At 38.4% G+C, this 17,505-nt stretch carries 11 protein-coding genes and 1 pseudogene; 6 read left to right on the top strand and 6 right to left on the bottom strand.

Annotated elements, in window-relative coordinates:
* Together H541_RS13245 and H541_RS12580 are read right to left on the bottom strand one after the other, a co-directional pair.
* The coding region (locus H541_RS13245; RefSeq protein ID WP_156831897.1) for a hypothetical protein at positions 1 to 198 on the bottom strand (198 nt) is incomplete at its 3' end.
* Positions 199 to 216: 18 nt separating this feature from the next.
* Positions 217 to 1,431, bottom strand: a complete 1,215-nt coding sequence (locus H541_RS12580) for a sigma 54-interacting transcriptional regulator (protein ID WP_052168290.1) — start codon at positions 1,429 to 1,431, stop codon at positions 217 to 219.
* Between the two features lie 446 nt (positions 1,432 to 1,877).
* Here H541_RS12580 and rpoN point away from each other — a divergent pair, with 446 nt between their 5' ends.
* From rpoN to gorA, 4 genes are all read left to right on the top strand, one after another.
* On the top strand, positions 1,878 to 3,218 hold the full coding sequence (gene rpoN / locus H541_RS0108895; RefSeq protein ID WP_022796969.1) for an RNA polymerase factor sigma-54: 1,341 nt from the start codon (positions 1,878 to 1,880) through the stop codon (positions 3,216 to 3,218).
* Positions 3,215 to 3,895, top strand: a complete 681-nt coding sequence (locus tag H541_RS0108890; RefSeq protein WP_022796968.1) for a YoaK family protein — start codon at positions 3,215 to 3,217, stop codon at positions 3,893 to 3,895. Before rpoN ends, H541_RS0108890 begins: the two co-directional genes overlap by 4 nt.
* A 257-nt stretch (positions 3,896 to 4,152) precedes the next feature.
* Positions 4,153 to 7,065 (top strand): insulinase family protein, encoded by a 2,913-nt coding sequence (locus H541_RS0108885; protein WP_022796967.1) that lies wholly within the window; start codon positions 4,153 to 4,155, stop codon positions 7,063 to 7,065.
* Between the two features lie 14 nt (positions 7,066 to 7,079).
* Positions 7,080 to 8,435, top strand: coding sequence for a glutathione-disulfide reductase (gorA, locus tag H541_RS0108880; RefSeq protein ID WP_022796966.1), 1,356 nt, complete (start codon positions 7,080 to 7,082; stop codon positions 8,433 to 8,435).
* Positions 8,436 to 8,668: 233 nt separating this feature from the next.
* Here the strand turns inward: gorA and H541_RS12195 are convergent, their stop codons facing one another.
* Positions 8,669 to 11,380, bottom strand: a complete 2,712-nt coding sequence (locus H541_RS12195; RefSeq protein ID WP_156831898.1) for a cation-translocating P-type ATPase — start codon at positions 11,378 to 11,380, stop codon at positions 8,669 to 8,671.
* 314 nt (positions 11,381 to 11,694) lie between these two features.
* Entirely contained in the window at positions 11,695 to 13,152 is a 1,458-nt protein-coding gene (locus tag H541_RS0108870) for an NCS2 family permease (RefSeq protein ID WP_022796964.1), read from the bottom strand.
* Positions 13,153 to 13,317: 165 nt separating this feature from the next.
* On the opposite strand from H541_RS0108870, the gene H541_RS0108865 reads away from it, so the two are divergent.
* Positions 13,318 to 15,525 (top strand): Tex family protein, encoded by a 2,208-nt coding sequence (locus tag H541_RS0108865; RefSeq protein WP_022796963.1) that lies wholly within the window; start codon positions 13,318 to 13,320, stop codon positions 15,523 to 15,525.
* Complete coding sequence (locus H541_RS0108860) at positions 15,515 to 15,718, top strand: FeoB-associated Cys-rich membrane protein (RefSeq protein WP_022796962.1); 204 nt, start codon at positions 15,515 to 15,517, stop codon at positions 15,716 to 15,718. Before H541_RS0108865 ends, H541_RS0108860 begins: the two co-directional genes overlap by 11 nt.
* Here the strand turns inward: H541_RS0108860 and H541_RS0108855 are convergent, their stop codons facing one another.
* Positions 15,719 to 16,828, bottom strand: coding sequence for a YdcF family protein (locus H541_RS0108855; protein WP_022796961.1), 1,110 nt, complete (start codon positions 16,826 to 16,828; stop codon positions 15,719 to 15,721).
* A gap of 435 nt (positions 16,829 to 17,263) precedes the next feature.
* Positions 17,264 to 17,505, bottom strand: a pseudogene (locus H541_RS13445) (heavy metal translocating P-type ATPase); the annotation flags it as partial.

Genomic DNA, 17,505 nt, shown 5'->3' with positions numbered 1-17,505 from the left:
CCCTGTATAAAAATCTATGAATGATTCAGGACTCAAATTGATTATTTGTTCTGGAACGATTTCTTTGAGTTTCTTTTCGTCTTTTTGGGTCAAGTATTGTCGGTTACGATAAAAGGATTTTAAATGGAGATCGATATCTGTTGAGATGAAGCCTTGAATCTGCTCATCCGACATATTTTCTTCCTTGAGCATTGCCATTTTATCACCGATAATGTCTTAAAGGTTAAAGGGCGGTTCGTAATTGTCTGTATCTGCTGGTAGTGGGTCGTCACTAGGACTCATGGTTGTTTCAGGTTCAATCAAACCTAAAAAACTAGTGTATAATTGACGTTCTTGGTTAAAACGGTTCAAACCATCTGCCAAAACGTCCTCCAATTCATCGTATCGAAGGTACAAGGTAAGTGATTCTGGATCATTTTGTAAGAATCCTTTGGCACAGACCATTTGGATAATTGATTTCAGCTGTCCGACATTCCCATAGGTGACACTCCCTAACAAGGCTTTAACGACACGTTCGTCGATTTGAATTTCGCGCTTGATCCGCTTTGCTTCAATCCCGATGAGATGCTTCAAGAGATCTAAACGTTCCTTGGCTTCACGATTATGAAAAGCAGGAAGGCGTATCACAATCGGAATACGCCTTAAAAAGGTACTAAGTAGGCTAGACTTTGGGTTCTCAGTTGTGGCACAAACAATTCTAACTTTTGCCTTTAATGGTGGACCACTATAGCCTAATGGCCGGTATTCTCCGCTATCCATAAAAGAAAAGAGCATTTCTTGACCTTCTGGTGGCAGACGATGGACTTCATCTAGGAAGAGGATTGTCCCATCTGATTGTTTCAATAATCCCGGCCTCTCATTTTCAGCACCAGTATAAGCGCCTTTGGTATGCCCGAAAAGATAAGACATTAATAGTTGCGGATTGTTGGCATAATCTGCACAATTCAAAGTGCTCATGACTCTATCTTTTTTGATTAATCCTTGAAATTTCGCAAATGAAGCCATGGCATTTGCGAAATAGGTCTTTCCAGAACCAGTCGGACCAATGATTAGAGTATATAGACCATTATCTGGATAAATTACAGCAGCTTTTGCTTGATCAATAGGTGTCTTTAAGCTCATATCATTCCCAATCATCTTTTCAAACAAATGATGACGGACAACAGCTTTCTCTTGTGGCATGATATTTTCTTTATAAGATGCTACTGGGGTACTAAATGGCTTTCTAATCTCTAGAGGAATCCAATACTTAACAGGCCGTCCCTCTCCTTTGACTAGCTTATTTTGGCGAACTAAGTTATTTAAAACGGCAGATACATTACTACGTTGCAGGCCAAGAGATGATGACACCTCTTTGGTGGTGACACCAGTACTTGCTGATAGGGCCTTGGCCGTATTGTTAATATAATCAAGAATTATTTTATCGTTCATCATTAAATTCTCCTTTAGTAGGATTACTAGCTGACTTAAGAGTAAAAGCCAAAATGTCAGATAGGTAAAAGCAGCTTTTGGTAAAAGTTAGGTCATAAATAGCAGATAAAATGAGTATTAGGTATAATAGTGGCATGAAATTTGTCATAAGACCTAATATAAAGAGTGATAATGCGATATACTGATAATATCAGTGAATTTTTTCTATTATTGAGCTATTGGATTGATAAGGGTGCATAAGACTCATTTTAGGCTCTAAACAGGTCCAAATAGGCTAAAATCTCTAATTGCTAGTAGCCCTAATAAACCCTAACAGTTGCAAATAGATTTTTGGGCTACCAAAGATTCCAGAAACACTAAAGGTCTAATAAACACTAAATATAGTTTTATTATACACTAGCTTAACACGGAAACGCGACAATCAAAATTGATGAAAGGAGTAGGTCATGTTACTTGAACATATGCAAAAACAGAAACTGAAACAAGATCAGAAATTAGTGATGACACAACAACTACAACAGTCTGTTCAGTTACTTCAATATTCTGATGTTGAATTAGAACAGTTTCTAGCGCTAAAATCGAGTGAAAATCCTTTTCTACAAGTTTCTCAACCGACGGAAAAAGAAGTCGTTTCTTTGGATACTTATCAATCTCATGAAGGTGATTATAGTGGGTTTGACCAAGATAAGCATCAACAATTTTTAGAACAACTCCCACAAAATTCAACGGAGACCCTTTTAAGTCACTTAATTAGTCAAGTTGATCTGTATTTAAGGCAAGCTTTTTTAAGAGATATCGCGCTTTATCTACTAGATTTTATCAACGATGATGGTTATTTTACTGGTGATATCGACGAGGTTGCTCAGATGATTTCTGCGAAACCAATCGAAGTCCTAGATGCTTTGACGTTGATCCAGATGTTTGATCCTTCTGGGGTTGGAGCAAGAGATTTACAAGAATGTTTAGTGATTCAGATTCAAAATGATGATATGGCACCCAAATATGCCAAGGAAATAATCACAAAACATTTTGATCTATTTACTAAAAATGACAAAAAGCAATTGATGACGCTAATACCTTTAGATGAGGCAGATTACGAAGAGGTCATTGATTATATTAAGGGACTCAATCCTATTCCTGGTGCCCAATTTGGAGCAGGAGATACTGAGTATTTGATTCCTGAAATCAGTATTAAGAAAGTGGAGGAGTCTTATCAGATTAAGTATTTAAAGGGAAATTTGCCACGGGTCTCTTTCAATCATTCATACTATGCTGATATGTTTGAAAAAAGCAGAGAAGACGCTCATCTAAAAGATTATTTGAAACAAAAAGAGAGTGATTTTAATTGGCTGCAAAAAAGCCTCACCAAGAGAGAACAAACGGTGATGTTAGTGGGCAAGACTTTATTTGAATTGCAAACTGACTTTTTTAAGAGTAAAGGAAAAGATAAAAGACCATTAGGCTTAAAAGAGATTGCCACTGCGACTGGTTTAAATGTGTCAACAATCAGTCGAACGCTTAATAGTAAATCGGTTGAAACTGACTTTGGGGTTTTTCCGATGAAAGACTTATTGGCAAAACAAGTTACTGAGGAGGGCAAGAGTGATTCAGAAGTAAAAAATGCCCTAAAAAAAGTGATACAAGAAGAACCGAAAGACAAACCATATTCAGATGCCAAACTCGCAAAATTATTAGAAGACAAAGGAATCTCAATTAAGAGAAGAACGGTTACTAAATATAGGCGAGAACTCAATATTTTAGCCTCGAAGGATCGATCAAAAAAATGATATCACAAGTTAGCAGACCAGCCATAGTTGAATCATACATCGTTAGTTTTATGCTAGCATTTAACGGTGGCTTTTTGGATGGGTACACCTATTTGGCGCGTGGTGGTGTTTTCGCAAATGCTCAAACAGGGAATATTGTGTTATTAGGGGTTAATCTAGCTAATACTAGTTGGACAAAGGTGGGGAATTACCTAGTACCAGTTTTAGCATTTACAGCTGGAATCATGTTGACTGACTATCTCACTTTTAAGTACCAAAGAAGGTCGTTAATTAGATGGCGTCAAATCATTTTGGCAGTAACACTGGTTGCTCTATTCATTATTGCTTTTTTAAATCAATCCTTTAATGAAATTGTCGCCATAGTCATTTCATTTTTGTGTGCGATTCAGTATCAGTCTTTTCCAAGAATCAAAAATCAACCCTATGCCTCGACGATGTGTACGGGCAATTTGCGATCTGCCTTGGTTCATTTGATGATCTATCTCAGAATGGGTACAAAGAAGGAATTACGAACGTGCATCGATTATTTATCGGTGATTGGCATGTTTTTATTTGGGGCAGCAACTAGCTCCTTTTTGACAGAGTATTTTGCTGAGAAAGCTATCCTACTGGTTGTTGGATCCCTAGCTATCGTGATCATATTTTTGGAATTAGAAGGTTTCCAGCAAGAAAAATAGAAAACTTCTGTCTAAGAATCAAAAGGACTCTAGTAAGTTGAAATGAACTATTCAAAATTTATTGAACTATTAGCTGATCTAAAGCTGTATGTTAAGGTCGATTATTTTACAATAGCATCGTTAAATGTCTATAATGATTCATAAACATATTTTTTTAGGTAATGATACATCATAGAGAATTAAAAAAGTTTAATGTTAAGAGTCAAAATAAGTATAAATGGATCAGTAAAAAAGGAATTATGGAAAGGATTTTGTAAATGGCAACTATACCAGAAGGATTCAAACTTGTAGAAGAACATTTTTTGGATGATATCAATTCAGAAGCATCACTTTATAGGCACGAGCTAACGGGTGCGTTAGTTCTTTATCTCAAAAATGACGATCCTAATAAAGCTTTTACAATCGCATTTAAAACACCACCATACGATGACAATGGAGTCGCACATATCACCGAGCACTCTGTATTGAATGGATCGGAAAAGTACCCAAGTAAGGAACCGTTTGTTGAGTTGATCAAAGGTTCTCTTAATACATTTGTTAATGCCATGACTTTTAGTGACAAAACCATCTATCCGGTTGCTTCAACTAATCAAAAAGATTTTAGTAACCTTGTGAGCGTTTATTTGGATGCTGTATTTAAACCTAAATTCTATGAGAATACTCAAATCCTCCAACAAGAAGGTTGGCACTATCATTTACCTAACGAGTCTGACGATTTGATTTATAAGGGTGTCGTTTATAACGAAATGAAGGGGGCTTTAGCTTCTGCAGAAGCGAAGTTAGAGCAAATCAAGGGGAAAGCATTATATCCTGAAACCATCTATCGGCACGAGTCTGGCGGAACTCCTGCAAGTATTCCAACATTGACGCAAGAAAAATTTGTGGATTTTCATAGCAAGTATTACCATCCAAGTAATTCTTTGACTATTTTATATGGCGACCTTGATGCCGAGAATGCCTTTGGACAACTCAGCGAATACTTTGATAACTTCACACAAAAAGATCCTATCACATTTGAGGTAAAACCTGAGCAGAAGGCACATGAACCCGTTTTGGTGGATGAGACGTATTCAATCACTGAAGGAGAATCAGTCGCTAAGAAAGCCTACCTAACGAAAGCATGGCATGTTACTACTGCTGATCATCAAAAAGAAGTAGTTGCCTTAGATATTCTAGAAGAGATCTTGCTAGGGTCAACTAGTGCGCCTTTAAAGAAGGCCCTGTTAAATGCTGGTATTGGTGGAGATGTATATGGTGGTCATGATGAAGTAGGCTATGTCCATCCCTTTGAAGTAACGCTCAAATATACCGATGTGGATAAGGTGAACCAATTTGAAGAAATAATTCATGATGTCTTTAGTAGTCTAGTGACTGACGGCATTCCAGATGACCTAGTGACAGCTGCCATCAATAAATTGTCTTTCAAATTAAAAGAAACTGTTATTTCTGAAAGCTTCCCAAGAGGCGTCATCTATGGCATCACTAGCCTTGGCTCTTGGTTATATGGGGAGAGTCCTTTTGAGGCATTGAGCTTCACAAGTGTGATAGATGAATTGAAAGCGGATGCCAAAGATGGCTATTTCGAAACATTGATTAAGGATAAGTTGTTGGATAATACCCATACAACAACTATTAAGTTAGCTCCAGAGCCTGGTAAGAGTGATCGATTGGAAAAAGAATTGTTGGAAAAGTTGAAAGACTATAAGAATAAATTGTCTCGTGATGAGTTAGAAGGATTAGTTAAGCAAACAGAAACCTTGATCAAGCGACAACAAACACCAGACAAACCAGAAGATTTAGCCAAAATACCAACTCTAGAAAAGAGTGACCTATCGGCAAGTGTCGCTGATATTCCTCTAGAAATTGACACAATTGATGATCGTCAAACCTATCTAGTGCCGTTGTTTACGTCAGGGATTGACTATACATCCCTTTATTTTGATATTAGCGATCTTTCTAATGAAGATATTTCTACGATTAGTCTATTGTCAGATGTGCTTGGAGAATTACCAACTGCCAAGCATTCGGTCGCTCAATTACATACGGCGGTTGATATTTCAACTGGTGGTATCAGAACTGCTGTTAAAGTTGTATCTCAAACTGACGGGACTTATAAGCCATATTTCGTTGTCAAAGGAAAGTCATTGAGTGAATATGCAACGAAATTAGTCGACCTGATTCAAGAAATCATCTTGACAACTGAGTTTGATCATAAGAGCAATATCTTAGAAGTAATCCATAGTAATATCTCAGGCTTTGAGCAAAAAGTGAACTATAGAGCTCATATTGTCAGTGCACAACGGGCAGTCTCTCACTTGCTTAGTGGTGTCAAATACCAAGAAGCAGTTAGTGGTATCGACTATTATTACTATCTTAAAAAGCTTCTATCAGATTTAGAAGATGATCAAGCCTTTAGCCAATCGGTCAAGAAATTTGAAGATTTGGCACACACCATTTTTAGTCGCTCAAAAGTCTTCTTCACCTTCACTGGAAGTAATGAACAATATGATGCGATCAAACCGAAACTTAATGAGTTACTGACATCATTTGCTACATTACCACTGAAAGATAGCAGTGAGCCGATTCCGGTAACAGCGAAAAAAGAAGCCTTCAAGTGTTCTCAAGATGTCAATTATGTTGCTAAAGCAGGATTGTTTAAAGCCTTTACCCCTTATTCTGGTCAGTTGAGAGTATTGTCTAATGTCATCGATTTCGATTACCTCTGGAATACCATCAGAGTTCAAGGTGGCGCTTATGGATGCTTTAATCAGGTCACAAGAAATGGTGTTTTCACATTGGCAAGTTATCGCGACCCTAACATAAAGGAAACCTTTGAGGCTTATAATAAATTGCCGGACTACATTTCAAAACTGACTTTAAAGGAACCAGATGTTTTGAAATATATCATCGGAGCCTTAAGTACACTAGATAGACCATTATCTGCAGCTGACCAAGGCGAATTGGCAATCAACATGGCTTTGACGAATATGACCTATAATGATCGGGTCGAGTTGAGGCAAGAGGTGTTGAGTACCACTAGTGATGACCTAGTTCAATTAGCTGATGCTCTAGGGCATACACTAGATGAAAGTAGTGCTGTCGTAGTTGGTAATGCAGCCAAAATTGAAGATAACAAAGAACTGTTTGACGATGTTTTGACATTGTTCTAGAAAGGATCGACATTATGACATCTTATGACTACGATTTAGTCACTATAGGCGGAGGTAGTGGTGGGATTGCTACTGCCAATCGCGCTGCTGAACATGGTGCAAAAGTTGCAGTGATTGAAGGAAGTCTACTGGGTGGGACGTGTGTCAATGTAGGATGTGTCCCCAAAAAAATCTCTTGGTATGCTTCCCAGGTGGCTGACACCTTGAAAAAATATGCACCTCATTATGGCTTTGATGTCACGGTACCACCACTCGATTATAAGCGTTTAAAACAGAATCGTGAGGCTTATATCGAGAGAGCGCGTTCCTCTTATACTCGGACATTCAGAAAGAACAAAGTGACTGTCATAGAAGGCTATGGTTTTTTAGTAGATGATCATACGATATCAATCAATGGTCAAGAGATTACATCAGAATATATTGTGTTAGCAAGTGGTGCTAAAGCCAGTATTCCGGATGTAGCAGGAAAAGAATTGCTAGGGGATTCTGATACCTTTTTTGCCTATGACAAGTTGCCTAAATCGGTTGGTATTATCGGGGCTGGATACATCGCAGTAGAATTAGCCGATGTTTTATGTGCTTTAGGAACAGAAACACATCTCTATATTAGGCATGAATATCCTCTGAGACAATTTGATGAAATGATCATCGAAACCGTTTATGATAATTTGCTTGCACAAGGTGTTATCGTTCATCAAAATGTAACATTGGAGAAAGTGTACCGTGATGAAAATCAGGAGAAAGTAGCTGTTTTTAGTGATGGTACAATAGGAAAACATCAGGATATTTTAGTAGCAATAGGGCGCAAAGCTAATTCAAAAGATCTCAATTTAGAAAATGTCGGCGTAGCCATTGATAAAGATGGGTTTATCTTAGTAGATGAGTTTCAAACAACCGCCGTCAAAAATATCTTCGCGATTGGTGATGTCACAGGACAGAAAGAATTGACACCAGTTGCTATTAAAGCAGGTCGATTGTTGTCTGAACGACTATTCAATCATCAAGAAAATGCTAAAATGGATTATAATTTAATTCCGACAGTGATTTTCGCCAATCCAGCAGTAGGAACAGTGGGGTTGAGTGAGAAAGAAGTAAGGAAACTTTATAATGATGACAAGATAAAGGTATACACCTCAACATTTCGATCAATGTTTACAGCTGTTACGAGTCATCCGGAACTGATCAAAATGAAATTGATAACTGTTGGAGAAGATGAGCGAATCGTGGGCTTACATGCTGTTGGTTATGGCGTCGATGAAATGATTCAAGGGTACGCCGTCGCACTCAAAATGGGGGCAACAAAAGCGGATTTCGATGCTACAGTAGCTATCCATCCCACCGGATCAGAAGAATTTGTGACGATGAGATAACCCTAGGTTGTTTCTGGAGTGTTCTTCTTTAAATCATGATTACTAAAAATGAATAGCAGTCAATCTTAGAAATAAAAATAGGGAGCTCATGATAGTTTGTTTAACTATCATGAGCTCCCTATTACCTTATTTGTACTTTTATTTTTGTACTTCTATCCAAGAAAACTTAGTAATTCAGTAACTAAACCAGGTTACCAATTCAAAATGTCATCAAGGATCAGGGAAAAAATAGCTTATTCAGTCAAATCGACAGCTTTTGCTTTTTCGTAATGATCGGCTACACCAGTTTTACGAAGAATCAATTTAATGATTTCAACGATTGGGATAATGGCGAAGGCGGTAATCGTTACTTCAAACCATTCGACTGCATTCAATGTTTCAACTTCAAAGAAATCTTTGATACCTGGTATCAAAATCACACCTAATAGCATAAATCCTGAGAGAAGGATCGCATAGTTGAATTGTTTGTTCCCAAAAGGTTTGATTGAGAAGATGGATTTAAAGACTGATTTTGTATTGAAAGCATGAGCAAGTTGGATCAAGCCAAGTGTTGCAAATGCCATTGTTTCGGCTACTGGGATTGGTTCATCTTTTATAGCTGTGACATACCAATACATGAATAGTGTCAAACCACCTTCAAGAAACCCTTGATACAAGATGCTTGGCAGAACACCATTTGATAAGAAGTTAGATGTATTACCACGAGGTTGGTGTTCCATGATATCTGATTCTGCTTCTTCAAGCCCTAAAGCTACAGCAGGAAAGACATCGGTTACTAAATTGATCCATAGTATGTGAATCGGTTCAAGGATGGTCCAACCAAACATTGTAGCAACAAACATAGTCATGACTTCTCCAAGGTTTGCTGACAACAGGTATTGAACTGATTTTTGAATATTAGCAAATACACGACGTCCTTCTTCTACCGCTACAACGATCGTTTGGAAATTATCATCAGCAAGTACCATGTCCGAAGCCCCTTTAGAAACTTCAGTACCAGTGATCCCCATTCCAACACCAATGTCGGCAGCTTTTAGTGAAGGGGCATCGTTCACACCGTCACCAGTCATAGAAACAACTTTGTCATGTGATTGCCAAGCTTCAACGATCCTAACTTTGTGCTCTGGAGACACACGAGCGTAAACAGAGTATTTCTCAACGTCTTTTTTCAGTTGAGCATCAGACATTTTGTTTAATTCAGCACCGGTCAACACGCCACCAATTTGGTTGGGTTGTAAGATGCCTAATCTTTTCGCAATCGCAGTTGCTGTAGCTTTATGGTCACCCGTGATCATGATCGTGCGAATACCAGCTTTTTTGGCAACCGCAATGGCATCTGCAGCTTCTTGACGCTCAGGGTCAATCATACCAACTAGTCCAGCAAATACCAATCCATTTTCCACAGCATCGCTCTCTAATTCAGTAGGTTTTGTATCTGTTGTTTTATAAGCTAAAGCTAAGACACGTAAAGCTTGAGTTGCCATCTCGTGGTTCAAACTCAAAATACGATCATGGTCTGCAGCGGTTAATTCTCTGACTTGTCCATTCTCTTCAATTTGTGTACAACGGTCAATCAAGGCATCAGGTGCGCCTTTAGCGGCGATGAAGAAGCCACCTTCTGGATCTTGATGGACAGTAGACATCATTTTACGCGTAGAGTCAAATGGAATTTCACCAACACGTGGCCATTTCTTGAGCAGAGCAGGAACATCTATTTTATGATCAATTCCAAATTGAACTAAGGCAGTTTCTGTTGGGTCACCGATTAGTTTATTATTTTGATCTAATTTACTATCGTTAGCTAAAATCATAGCATTTAGTGCATGGTTTTTAGGATCTATAGCGTCATCAGCGTCATGGATTTGATCATCGTAAACGATTTTTTCAACAGTCATTTGGTTCAATGTCAATGTACCAGTCTTATCCGAACAAATGACTTCGGTCCCACCCAATGTTTCAACGGCTGGTAATTTACGAACTAGGGCATTCCTACTAGCCATTTTTTGGGTACCAAGAGCTAGAATGATTGTAGTGATAGCGGGTAGCCCTTCAGGAATAGCAGCCACTGCAATTGAGATAGCAATCAGTAACATTCTAACTGTATCGCCATCACGTAGTAGTCCTATTCCAAAGATTACTACTGCAATGATTAGGATTAAAATGGTCAACCAACGGCCTAGGGCATCTTGGTTCTTTTGAAGAGGCGTTTTCTTCTCTTCAGTATTTGCTAACATATTGGCAATCTTACCAACTTCGGTTCGCATTCCAGTGCTGGTAACGACGCCACTACCACGACCATAAGTGACATTAGTACTAGAATAAGCCATATTTTTTCGGTCCCCAAGATCAGCATCTTCATCACCGATAACGGTAATATCCTTATTAACTGGGACTGATTCACCAGTCAGCGCCGACTCTTCAATCTTGATTGAATTACTTTCTAGGAGTCGAAGGTCAGCTGGAACAACATCTCCAGCTTCTAGTAAAACGATATCGCCAGGAACAATTTCTTCACTATTAATGCTAACCGTATGCCCATCTCTTAGCACATGAGCAGTAGGAGAGGCCATTTTTTTCAAGGCATTGATGGCTTCCTCAGCCTTAGCTTCCTGGAATACACCTAACAAGGCATTTAAGATCACCACGAGTAAGATGATTATGGCATCTGATACTTCACCGATTACTCCTGAAATGACAGCTGCGACGAGAAGCACAATAATCATGAAGTCTTTGAATTGATCAAAGAACTTTTGGACAAGCGTCCTTCTTTCGCCTTCCTCTAAAGCATTCAAACCAAATTCAGAGAGACGAGCCTTGACCTCTTCGCTTGTTAGCCCCTGATGATCAGACTTAAGAGACTTTAAAACTTGATCATCCGTCATTGTATAATAGGGGACAACTTTATTTTTTTGTTTGTCTTCTTCCAACAACAATTCCTCCTTCATTTTAAATACGATCATAACTTAGTTTCTGATAATAGAAAAGACTTATGCATAAAGGCTAACAGCACTTTATGCATAAGTCTCACTAATTAAGGCAACACCAGTAGCTAACTACTTAACGTTGTTGATGTTGTCGCAGACAATGCTGCTAGTTACTCCCTTATGATCAATATCTAATATCATTATAGCGAACATTGTCCTGATTTTGCAATTATAATAAACAAAATTGCAGTAAAAAATTTGAGTGATGGGTGAGTGATAGTAGTCAATGATGACCATAGACGATTACAATAGGATCTTGTAGAAAGCCTATAATCTTATATAAGGGCTAAAATCACAAAGTTCAAGATGAAGAGAACTGTGGCGCCCCAGATAATTGGGTGAACTTCTTTAGCTTTACCTGTAACGATCTTAACAAGACAGAAGAAGATAAATCCGGCAGCAATCCCGTAAGAAATCGAATAAGAGAAGCCCATGAAGATTGAAGCAAAGAATGCTGGGACAGCTTCAGTGAAGTCGTTCCAATCGATTTCCTTAAAGCTACTCATCATCATAATCCCTACAACAATTAATGCAGGAGCAGTAGCTGCGTTAGGTACAATTCCAACAACGGGTGCAAACAAACTTGCAACTACGAAGAGTAAAGCTGTTACAACACTGGTCAAACCAGTTCGGCCACCTGCTCCGATACCAGCAGCAGACTCAACGTAAGTGGTTGTGTTAGATGTTCCAAAGATTGCTCCGATAGAAGTTCCTATAGCATCTGCAAACAATGCCTTGTCCATTTTAGAAGAGAAACCTGATCCTTCTTCCATACTCTTTTCATCTTCTTCAGAAAAGATACCAGTTTTACGACCAGTTCCGATAAATGTTCCTAAAGTATCAAAGGTATCAGATAAGCTGAAAGCGAAGATGGTTAAGAGAACAAGAGGTAGGCGAGCAGGATCACTAAATAATGAAATGAAACCTTCTGAACCGAACGCTGCCATGAAAGTAGTTCCGAGTTCGTCAAATGCAGATCCAAGAGAATTTGCTCCCCAGTTAACAGTCGAGAGGTCAACTACACCAAAGATAATTCCTAAGACAGTTGTCGAAACGATTCCTATCAGTATAGCACCACGGACATTTTTGACTACTAGTAAAATCGTGATGATCAAGCCAACAACTGCCAAAATTGCATCAGGTTGAGTGAAATTAACCAATGCTGGAACGATTCCACCATTGGTAATAACAGTTGTCACACCATCAACTGATGCTGCTGGGTCGTATGGCGCGTTATTAATGGAGGTGATAGTGCCTGTATCAGAAGTAAATTGGAGAAGGTTAGCATTTTTAATACCGATGTAGGCAATAAATACACCAATACCACCACCGATAGCGTGTTGTAAACTGATAGGGATAGATTTGATAATCATTTTACGGAATTTAGTAACGGTAATAAGAACATTGAACAATCCACAAATGAAAACCATCGCTAATGCTTCTTGCCAAGAAAATCCGAGAGAAAAGACAACTGTATAGGTGAAGAAGGCATTGAGTCCCATCCCAGGGGCTAAGGCATAAGGAACGTTAGCAAACAGACCCATGAATAAAGTGCTGATAACGGTAGCAATAATAGTTGCTAAGAAGACTGCTTGACTAGGCATGCCAGTCAAACTAAGAATAGCTGGATTGACAAAAATGATGTAAGACATTGCAAAAAATGTTGTGATTCCAGCAACCACCTCTTTAGAGACAGTAGTATTGTACTCCTTGAGCTTAAAATAATTAGACAAAATAAGTCCTCGCTTTCTGTTATTAGTTAAGATAAGTTCATTATACCTGTTAACATAAAAAACGCAACATTAAATTGAATAATCGTCAAAACGTTCGTGAATAGTCCCATACTTGTCAAAATGGTTGATAAAAGTTATGATATTGGAATGTAGAAAGGAATGATGATGCGTATTATGACGGATTTAGAGAAAGAAGTAGTGAGAGCTACTCAAAGGGAGTTATCAACAATTCCTCCTCATGCAATCACCGCTGTGTTAAAGCTTTTGGCTGAAGGAAACACCGTACCATTTATTGCAAGATATCGGAAGGAAGTAACGGGCTCTCTAGACGAAGTTCAGATAAAAGCGATTCAAGATCGACATCATTTTTACGAACAATTATTCGAACGACAAGAAACAGTACTAAAGGCGATTGATGAGCAAGGCAAGTTGACTCCTGAACTCAGGAAAGCAATCAAATCAAGTGACTCACAACAGGCCCTTGAGGACTTATACCGACCGTATAAGCAAAAAAAACAAACAAAAGCAACTATTGCGAGAGATAAGGGACTTGCACCATTAGCTGAATGGTTCTTGAGTAATCCATCGGAAAACGAAGAATCAGTCTCAAGTAAGGCTAGTCAGTTTATGGATTCGGCAAAAGAACTTGAATCAGTTGAAGATGTCCTGAATGGGGCTCATGAGATTCTAGCTGAAATCATAGGGGACTCTCCAAAGTTTAGACAATGGATGAGGAGATTTACACATAGAACAGGACTATTGGTTACTCAACTTAAGAAGGGCGCAGAGGATGAGTCTGCTACTTATCGTTTGTACTATGATTTCGAACAGCCAGTTCGAAAATTGTTACCTCATCAGATTTTAGCAATCAATCGTGCAGAAAAAGAACAGGTGATTTCAGTTAAAATAGCTGTTGATATGGCTGCAGTCGATCGTTACTTCACTGGGAGACTCATAACGAATCAAGATACAATCGCTAAGGATGTGATCGAAAAAGCTTATCAGGATAGCTACAAGCGTTTTATTGGGCCAGCAATCGAACGGGATATAAGAAATGAGTTGACTGAGATTGCACAGAAACAGGCAATATCTGTATTTGGCGAAAATCTCAAGAATTTGTTGATGCAAGCACCGATGAGCGGCATTACCGTTTTGGGATTTGATCCAGCTTATCGGACAGGATGTAAGTTAGCCATCGTTGATCCAACAGGTAAGGTTCTCACCAAATCAGTGATCTATCCCCATCCTCCGGCATCAGCTCAGAAACGTTCGGAAGCTGTCCCTCAATTTAAGAAGTTGTTGTTGGATTACGATGTGGATTGTGTTGCGATTGGTAATGGCACAGCTAGTCGTGAATCTGAACAATTTGTTTCTGATATTATCAAAGAGATTCCAAAAAAAGTCTACTATGTAATGGTTAATGAGGCAGGTGCTTCGGTTTATTCAGCTAGTGAAATCGCTCGGTTGGAATTTCCTGACTACCAAGTAGAAGAGCGCTCTGCTGTTAGTATTGCGAGGAGACTCCAAGACCCATTGGCAGAATTGGTCAAAATTGATCCAAAAGCAGTAGGTGTCGGTCAATATCAACATGATGTCAGTCAAACCGCGTTAAAAGATATGTTAGACTTTGTGGTGTTAAATGCAGTTAACCAAGTTGGAGTCGATTTGAATACGGCTAGTCCATCACTGCTAGAACACATTAGTGGATTGACCAAATCAACATCGCAAAATATTGTACGTTTTCGCGAGGATACCGGTCTGTTTACCAAAAGAAATGACCTAAAAAAAGTGAAAAGACTTGGACCAAAAGCTTATGAACAAGCTGTTGGATTCTTGCGTATAGCTGGTGGAGACCAGCCTCTTGACAATACAGCCATTCACCCAGAGTCTTATAATGTTGCAAAAGCAATTCTCAAAGCTATTGATAAAGATATTAGTGCTATTGGGACAGCTGAGCTTAACGAGGACTTAAAAACATTTGATATCACTTCTTTTTGTGCAGAAAATCAAGTGGGACAAGAAACAGTCAATGATATTATTGAACAATTGCAAAAACCGGGCCGTGATCCTCGAGATGATGTTCCGAAACCGATATTACGAGCAGATGTGTTGAAGATGACCGATTTAACGGTAGGAATGTCGTTAACAGGAACCGTCCGCAATGTCGTAGATTTCGGTGCTTTCGTTGATATAGGTGTTAAACAAGATGGGTTAGTCCATATTTCAAGATTAAGTCGTAAATTTGTTAAAAATCCGAGTGATGTCGTAGCGGTTGGTGATATTGTTAAAGTTTGGGTCACTGAGATTGATGCGGAAAAAGGACGAATAGGATTGAGCATGCTATCCCCAAAGGATGAACAACATGCCGACTAATTTTTTGGAAATTATTATCACTAGCATTCTGTTTGTGATTGTTGCGATCATCTGGTGGCGGATGATAACCAAAAAAAGGACACCAAAAAATTCTAGCTCAATCTCAAACGACTATTTTGGAGACGAAAAAAAGGCCCCTAGTTCCAAAAAGCAGCCACAACAGCCGAATGATGGGACTAAAGACAAAGAATGATTACGTCAATTGGATAATCAATTCAGGAAAGTAACTATTTAAAATAACTAGTAAGATTAGAAATAGAAGAAGGAGTATGGCAAGTGTTGTTATATAGCGTTTATAATTAGAGCTAATAATACCAAAATACTCTCGTAATAAAGCATTAGGCAGGTAATAAGGTGCCACTTTTGATCCCACACCTCGTACTGTTAGACCCAATTTTTTTGCTAGAATAGCTGCACGTAAGACGTGAAAATTGTTGGTGACTAACAGTATTGGAAAGGTCTTGTGGTCAATGGTGGCATTTTCTTCTAGTCGACTTTCTTTAATAAGTGCGAGCAATTTTCGCTTGGTGAACAGTAGGTTCTCGTAAGTGTTTTTTGATTGGTCTTCGATAATCAATTGTGTCTCTGGAACACCATTTTTTGAGAGATACCTAGCCATGGCTTGACCCTCAGAGATATCTTCATCAGGACCTTGACCGCCTGAACAGACAACAGTTACCTTACTTTTGCGTTTGTTTGTTTTATTGAACCATTTTAATCCTAGATCCAATCGACTTTTCAGTAAAGTGGAGAGCTCCGTCCCATTGATCAATCCACATCCTAAAACAATAATTGCCTTTGGTTTATAGCGCCAATTAAATTTTTGAAACAAGTAATTACTAATTAAAAACGAGATAAAGCCACTCATGAAATAAAGGACAGATATCGGTAAAAACCACAGTAACTGACGATAGAGTAGAGAGATGGGTAGAAAATTTGATATATTAGCCCATGTGATTGCAATCGTCAACGCAAGACCTATTGCAAGGATGAATGTCATCAGAGTAGTTAGTGTCAATTTTTCGCGCTTGTGGACGATCTTAAAATTCAGGAGCAACAGTCCAATTAAAAATACTAACCCAAACACGAGGAAAAAGAGTGTTAGCGTTGAAATAACCATGGCAAGTAATTGTGCCAGTTGTGTCTTACTCTGTGACACATAAGCTACAACCGAGACCAACAGACTAATGATGAAGAGCCAGAACCAATTACCATTTGCTAATTTGGTACGATCTTTATGATAGCTATAGCATAAAAACAGGAATAATATAATTGATAGTGCGATTGGTAGTGATAAGGGCATTTGGCTCACCTCTAATATATTGTTTAATGATTTCCACTCATAGCTATGGTATACCATTTGAACCAGATTTAACACTAAGAACAACAAGAGAATGACATAGCTTAATGAGAGAATGAAACAAATCAACAAAAGAATAAAACGCTTCAATAAGAGAATAAAACGACTCAATAAAAGAATATGGAAACGTAAGCAAGCAAAAAATGATAGTGCAAAAAAGTAGAGTAAGGCAACGAAAACACTAGCTTCCATGTCTTTAGGAGACATGGAAGCTAGTGTTTAAAGTGTGAGGTATCACTATTAGTCAATATTCAATAGCCTGCTAAAATTAATTGATTTAAATTATTTTCTATAAAGTAAAACTTGTTGATGAAGAGAAGGTCATTAGTGAAGAGAAGCTTGTTAATGAAGAGAAGCTTGTTAATGAAGAGAAGCTTGTTAATGAAGAGAAGCTTGTTTCTTTAGCAAAGGTGTTGTTAGCAATCTTAAACCATTCAGTATGACAACTAATGTACTACCTTCGTGGGCTAAGACTCCTAAACCAATATCCATTTTGCCTAAGACATTTAAAACGGATAACAGAGCAATCACAGCCAATGAGAAGAAGATATTTTGCCATACAATCGATTTCAATCGTTTTGATATTAAGACTGCATAGCTTAATCGTCTGAGATCATTTT

The sequence above is a fragment of the Bavariicoccus seileri WCC 4188 genome (assembly GCF_000421665.1).
GTDB classification, from domain to species: Bacteria; Bacillota; Bacilli; order Lactobacillales; family Aerococcaceae; genus Bavariicoccus; species Bavariicoccus seileri.
Note: the sequence above shows the minus strand (reverse complement) of the source record. Positions and strands in the feature narration are given on the sequence as shown.

What these genes read in the sequence shown, in the direction of transcription:
- H541_RS12580 (WP_052168290.1), bottom strand. Translation starts at nt 1,431, where the DNA reads ATGAACGATAAAATAATTCTTGATTATATTAACAATACGGCCAAGGCC.
- rpoN (WP_022796969.1), top strand. Translation starts at nt 1,878, where the DNA reads ATGTTACTTGAACATATGCAAAAACAGAAACTGAAACAAGATCAGAAA.
- H541_RS0108890 (WP_022796968.1), top strand. Translation starts at nt 3,215, where the DNA reads ATGATATCACAAGTTAGCAGACCAGCCATAGTTGAATCATACATCGTT.
- H541_RS0108885 (WP_022796967.1), top strand. Translation starts at nt 4,153, where the DNA reads ATGGCAACTATACCAGAAGGATTCAAACTTGTAGAAGAACATTTTTTG.
- gorA (WP_022796966.1), top strand. Translation starts at nt 7,080, where the DNA reads ATGACATCTTATGACTACGATTTAGTCACTATAGGCGGAGGTAGTGGT.
- H541_RS12195 (WP_156831898.1), bottom strand. Translation starts at nt 11,380, where the DNA reads ATGAAGGAGGAATTGTTGTTGGAAGAAGACAAACAAAAAAATAAAGTT.
- H541_RS0108865 (WP_022796963.1), top strand. Translation starts at nt 13,318, where the DNA reads ATGCGTATTATGACGGATTTAGAGAAAGAAGTAGTGAGAGCTACTCAA.
- H541_RS0108860 (WP_022796962.1), top strand. Translation starts at nt 15,515, where the DNA reads ATGCCGACTAATTTTTTGGAAATTATTATCACTAGCATTCTGTTTGTG.
- H541_RS0108855 (WP_022796961.1), bottom strand. Translation starts at nt 16,828, where the DNA reads ATGCCCTTATCACTACCAATCGCACTATCAATTATATTATTCCTGTTT.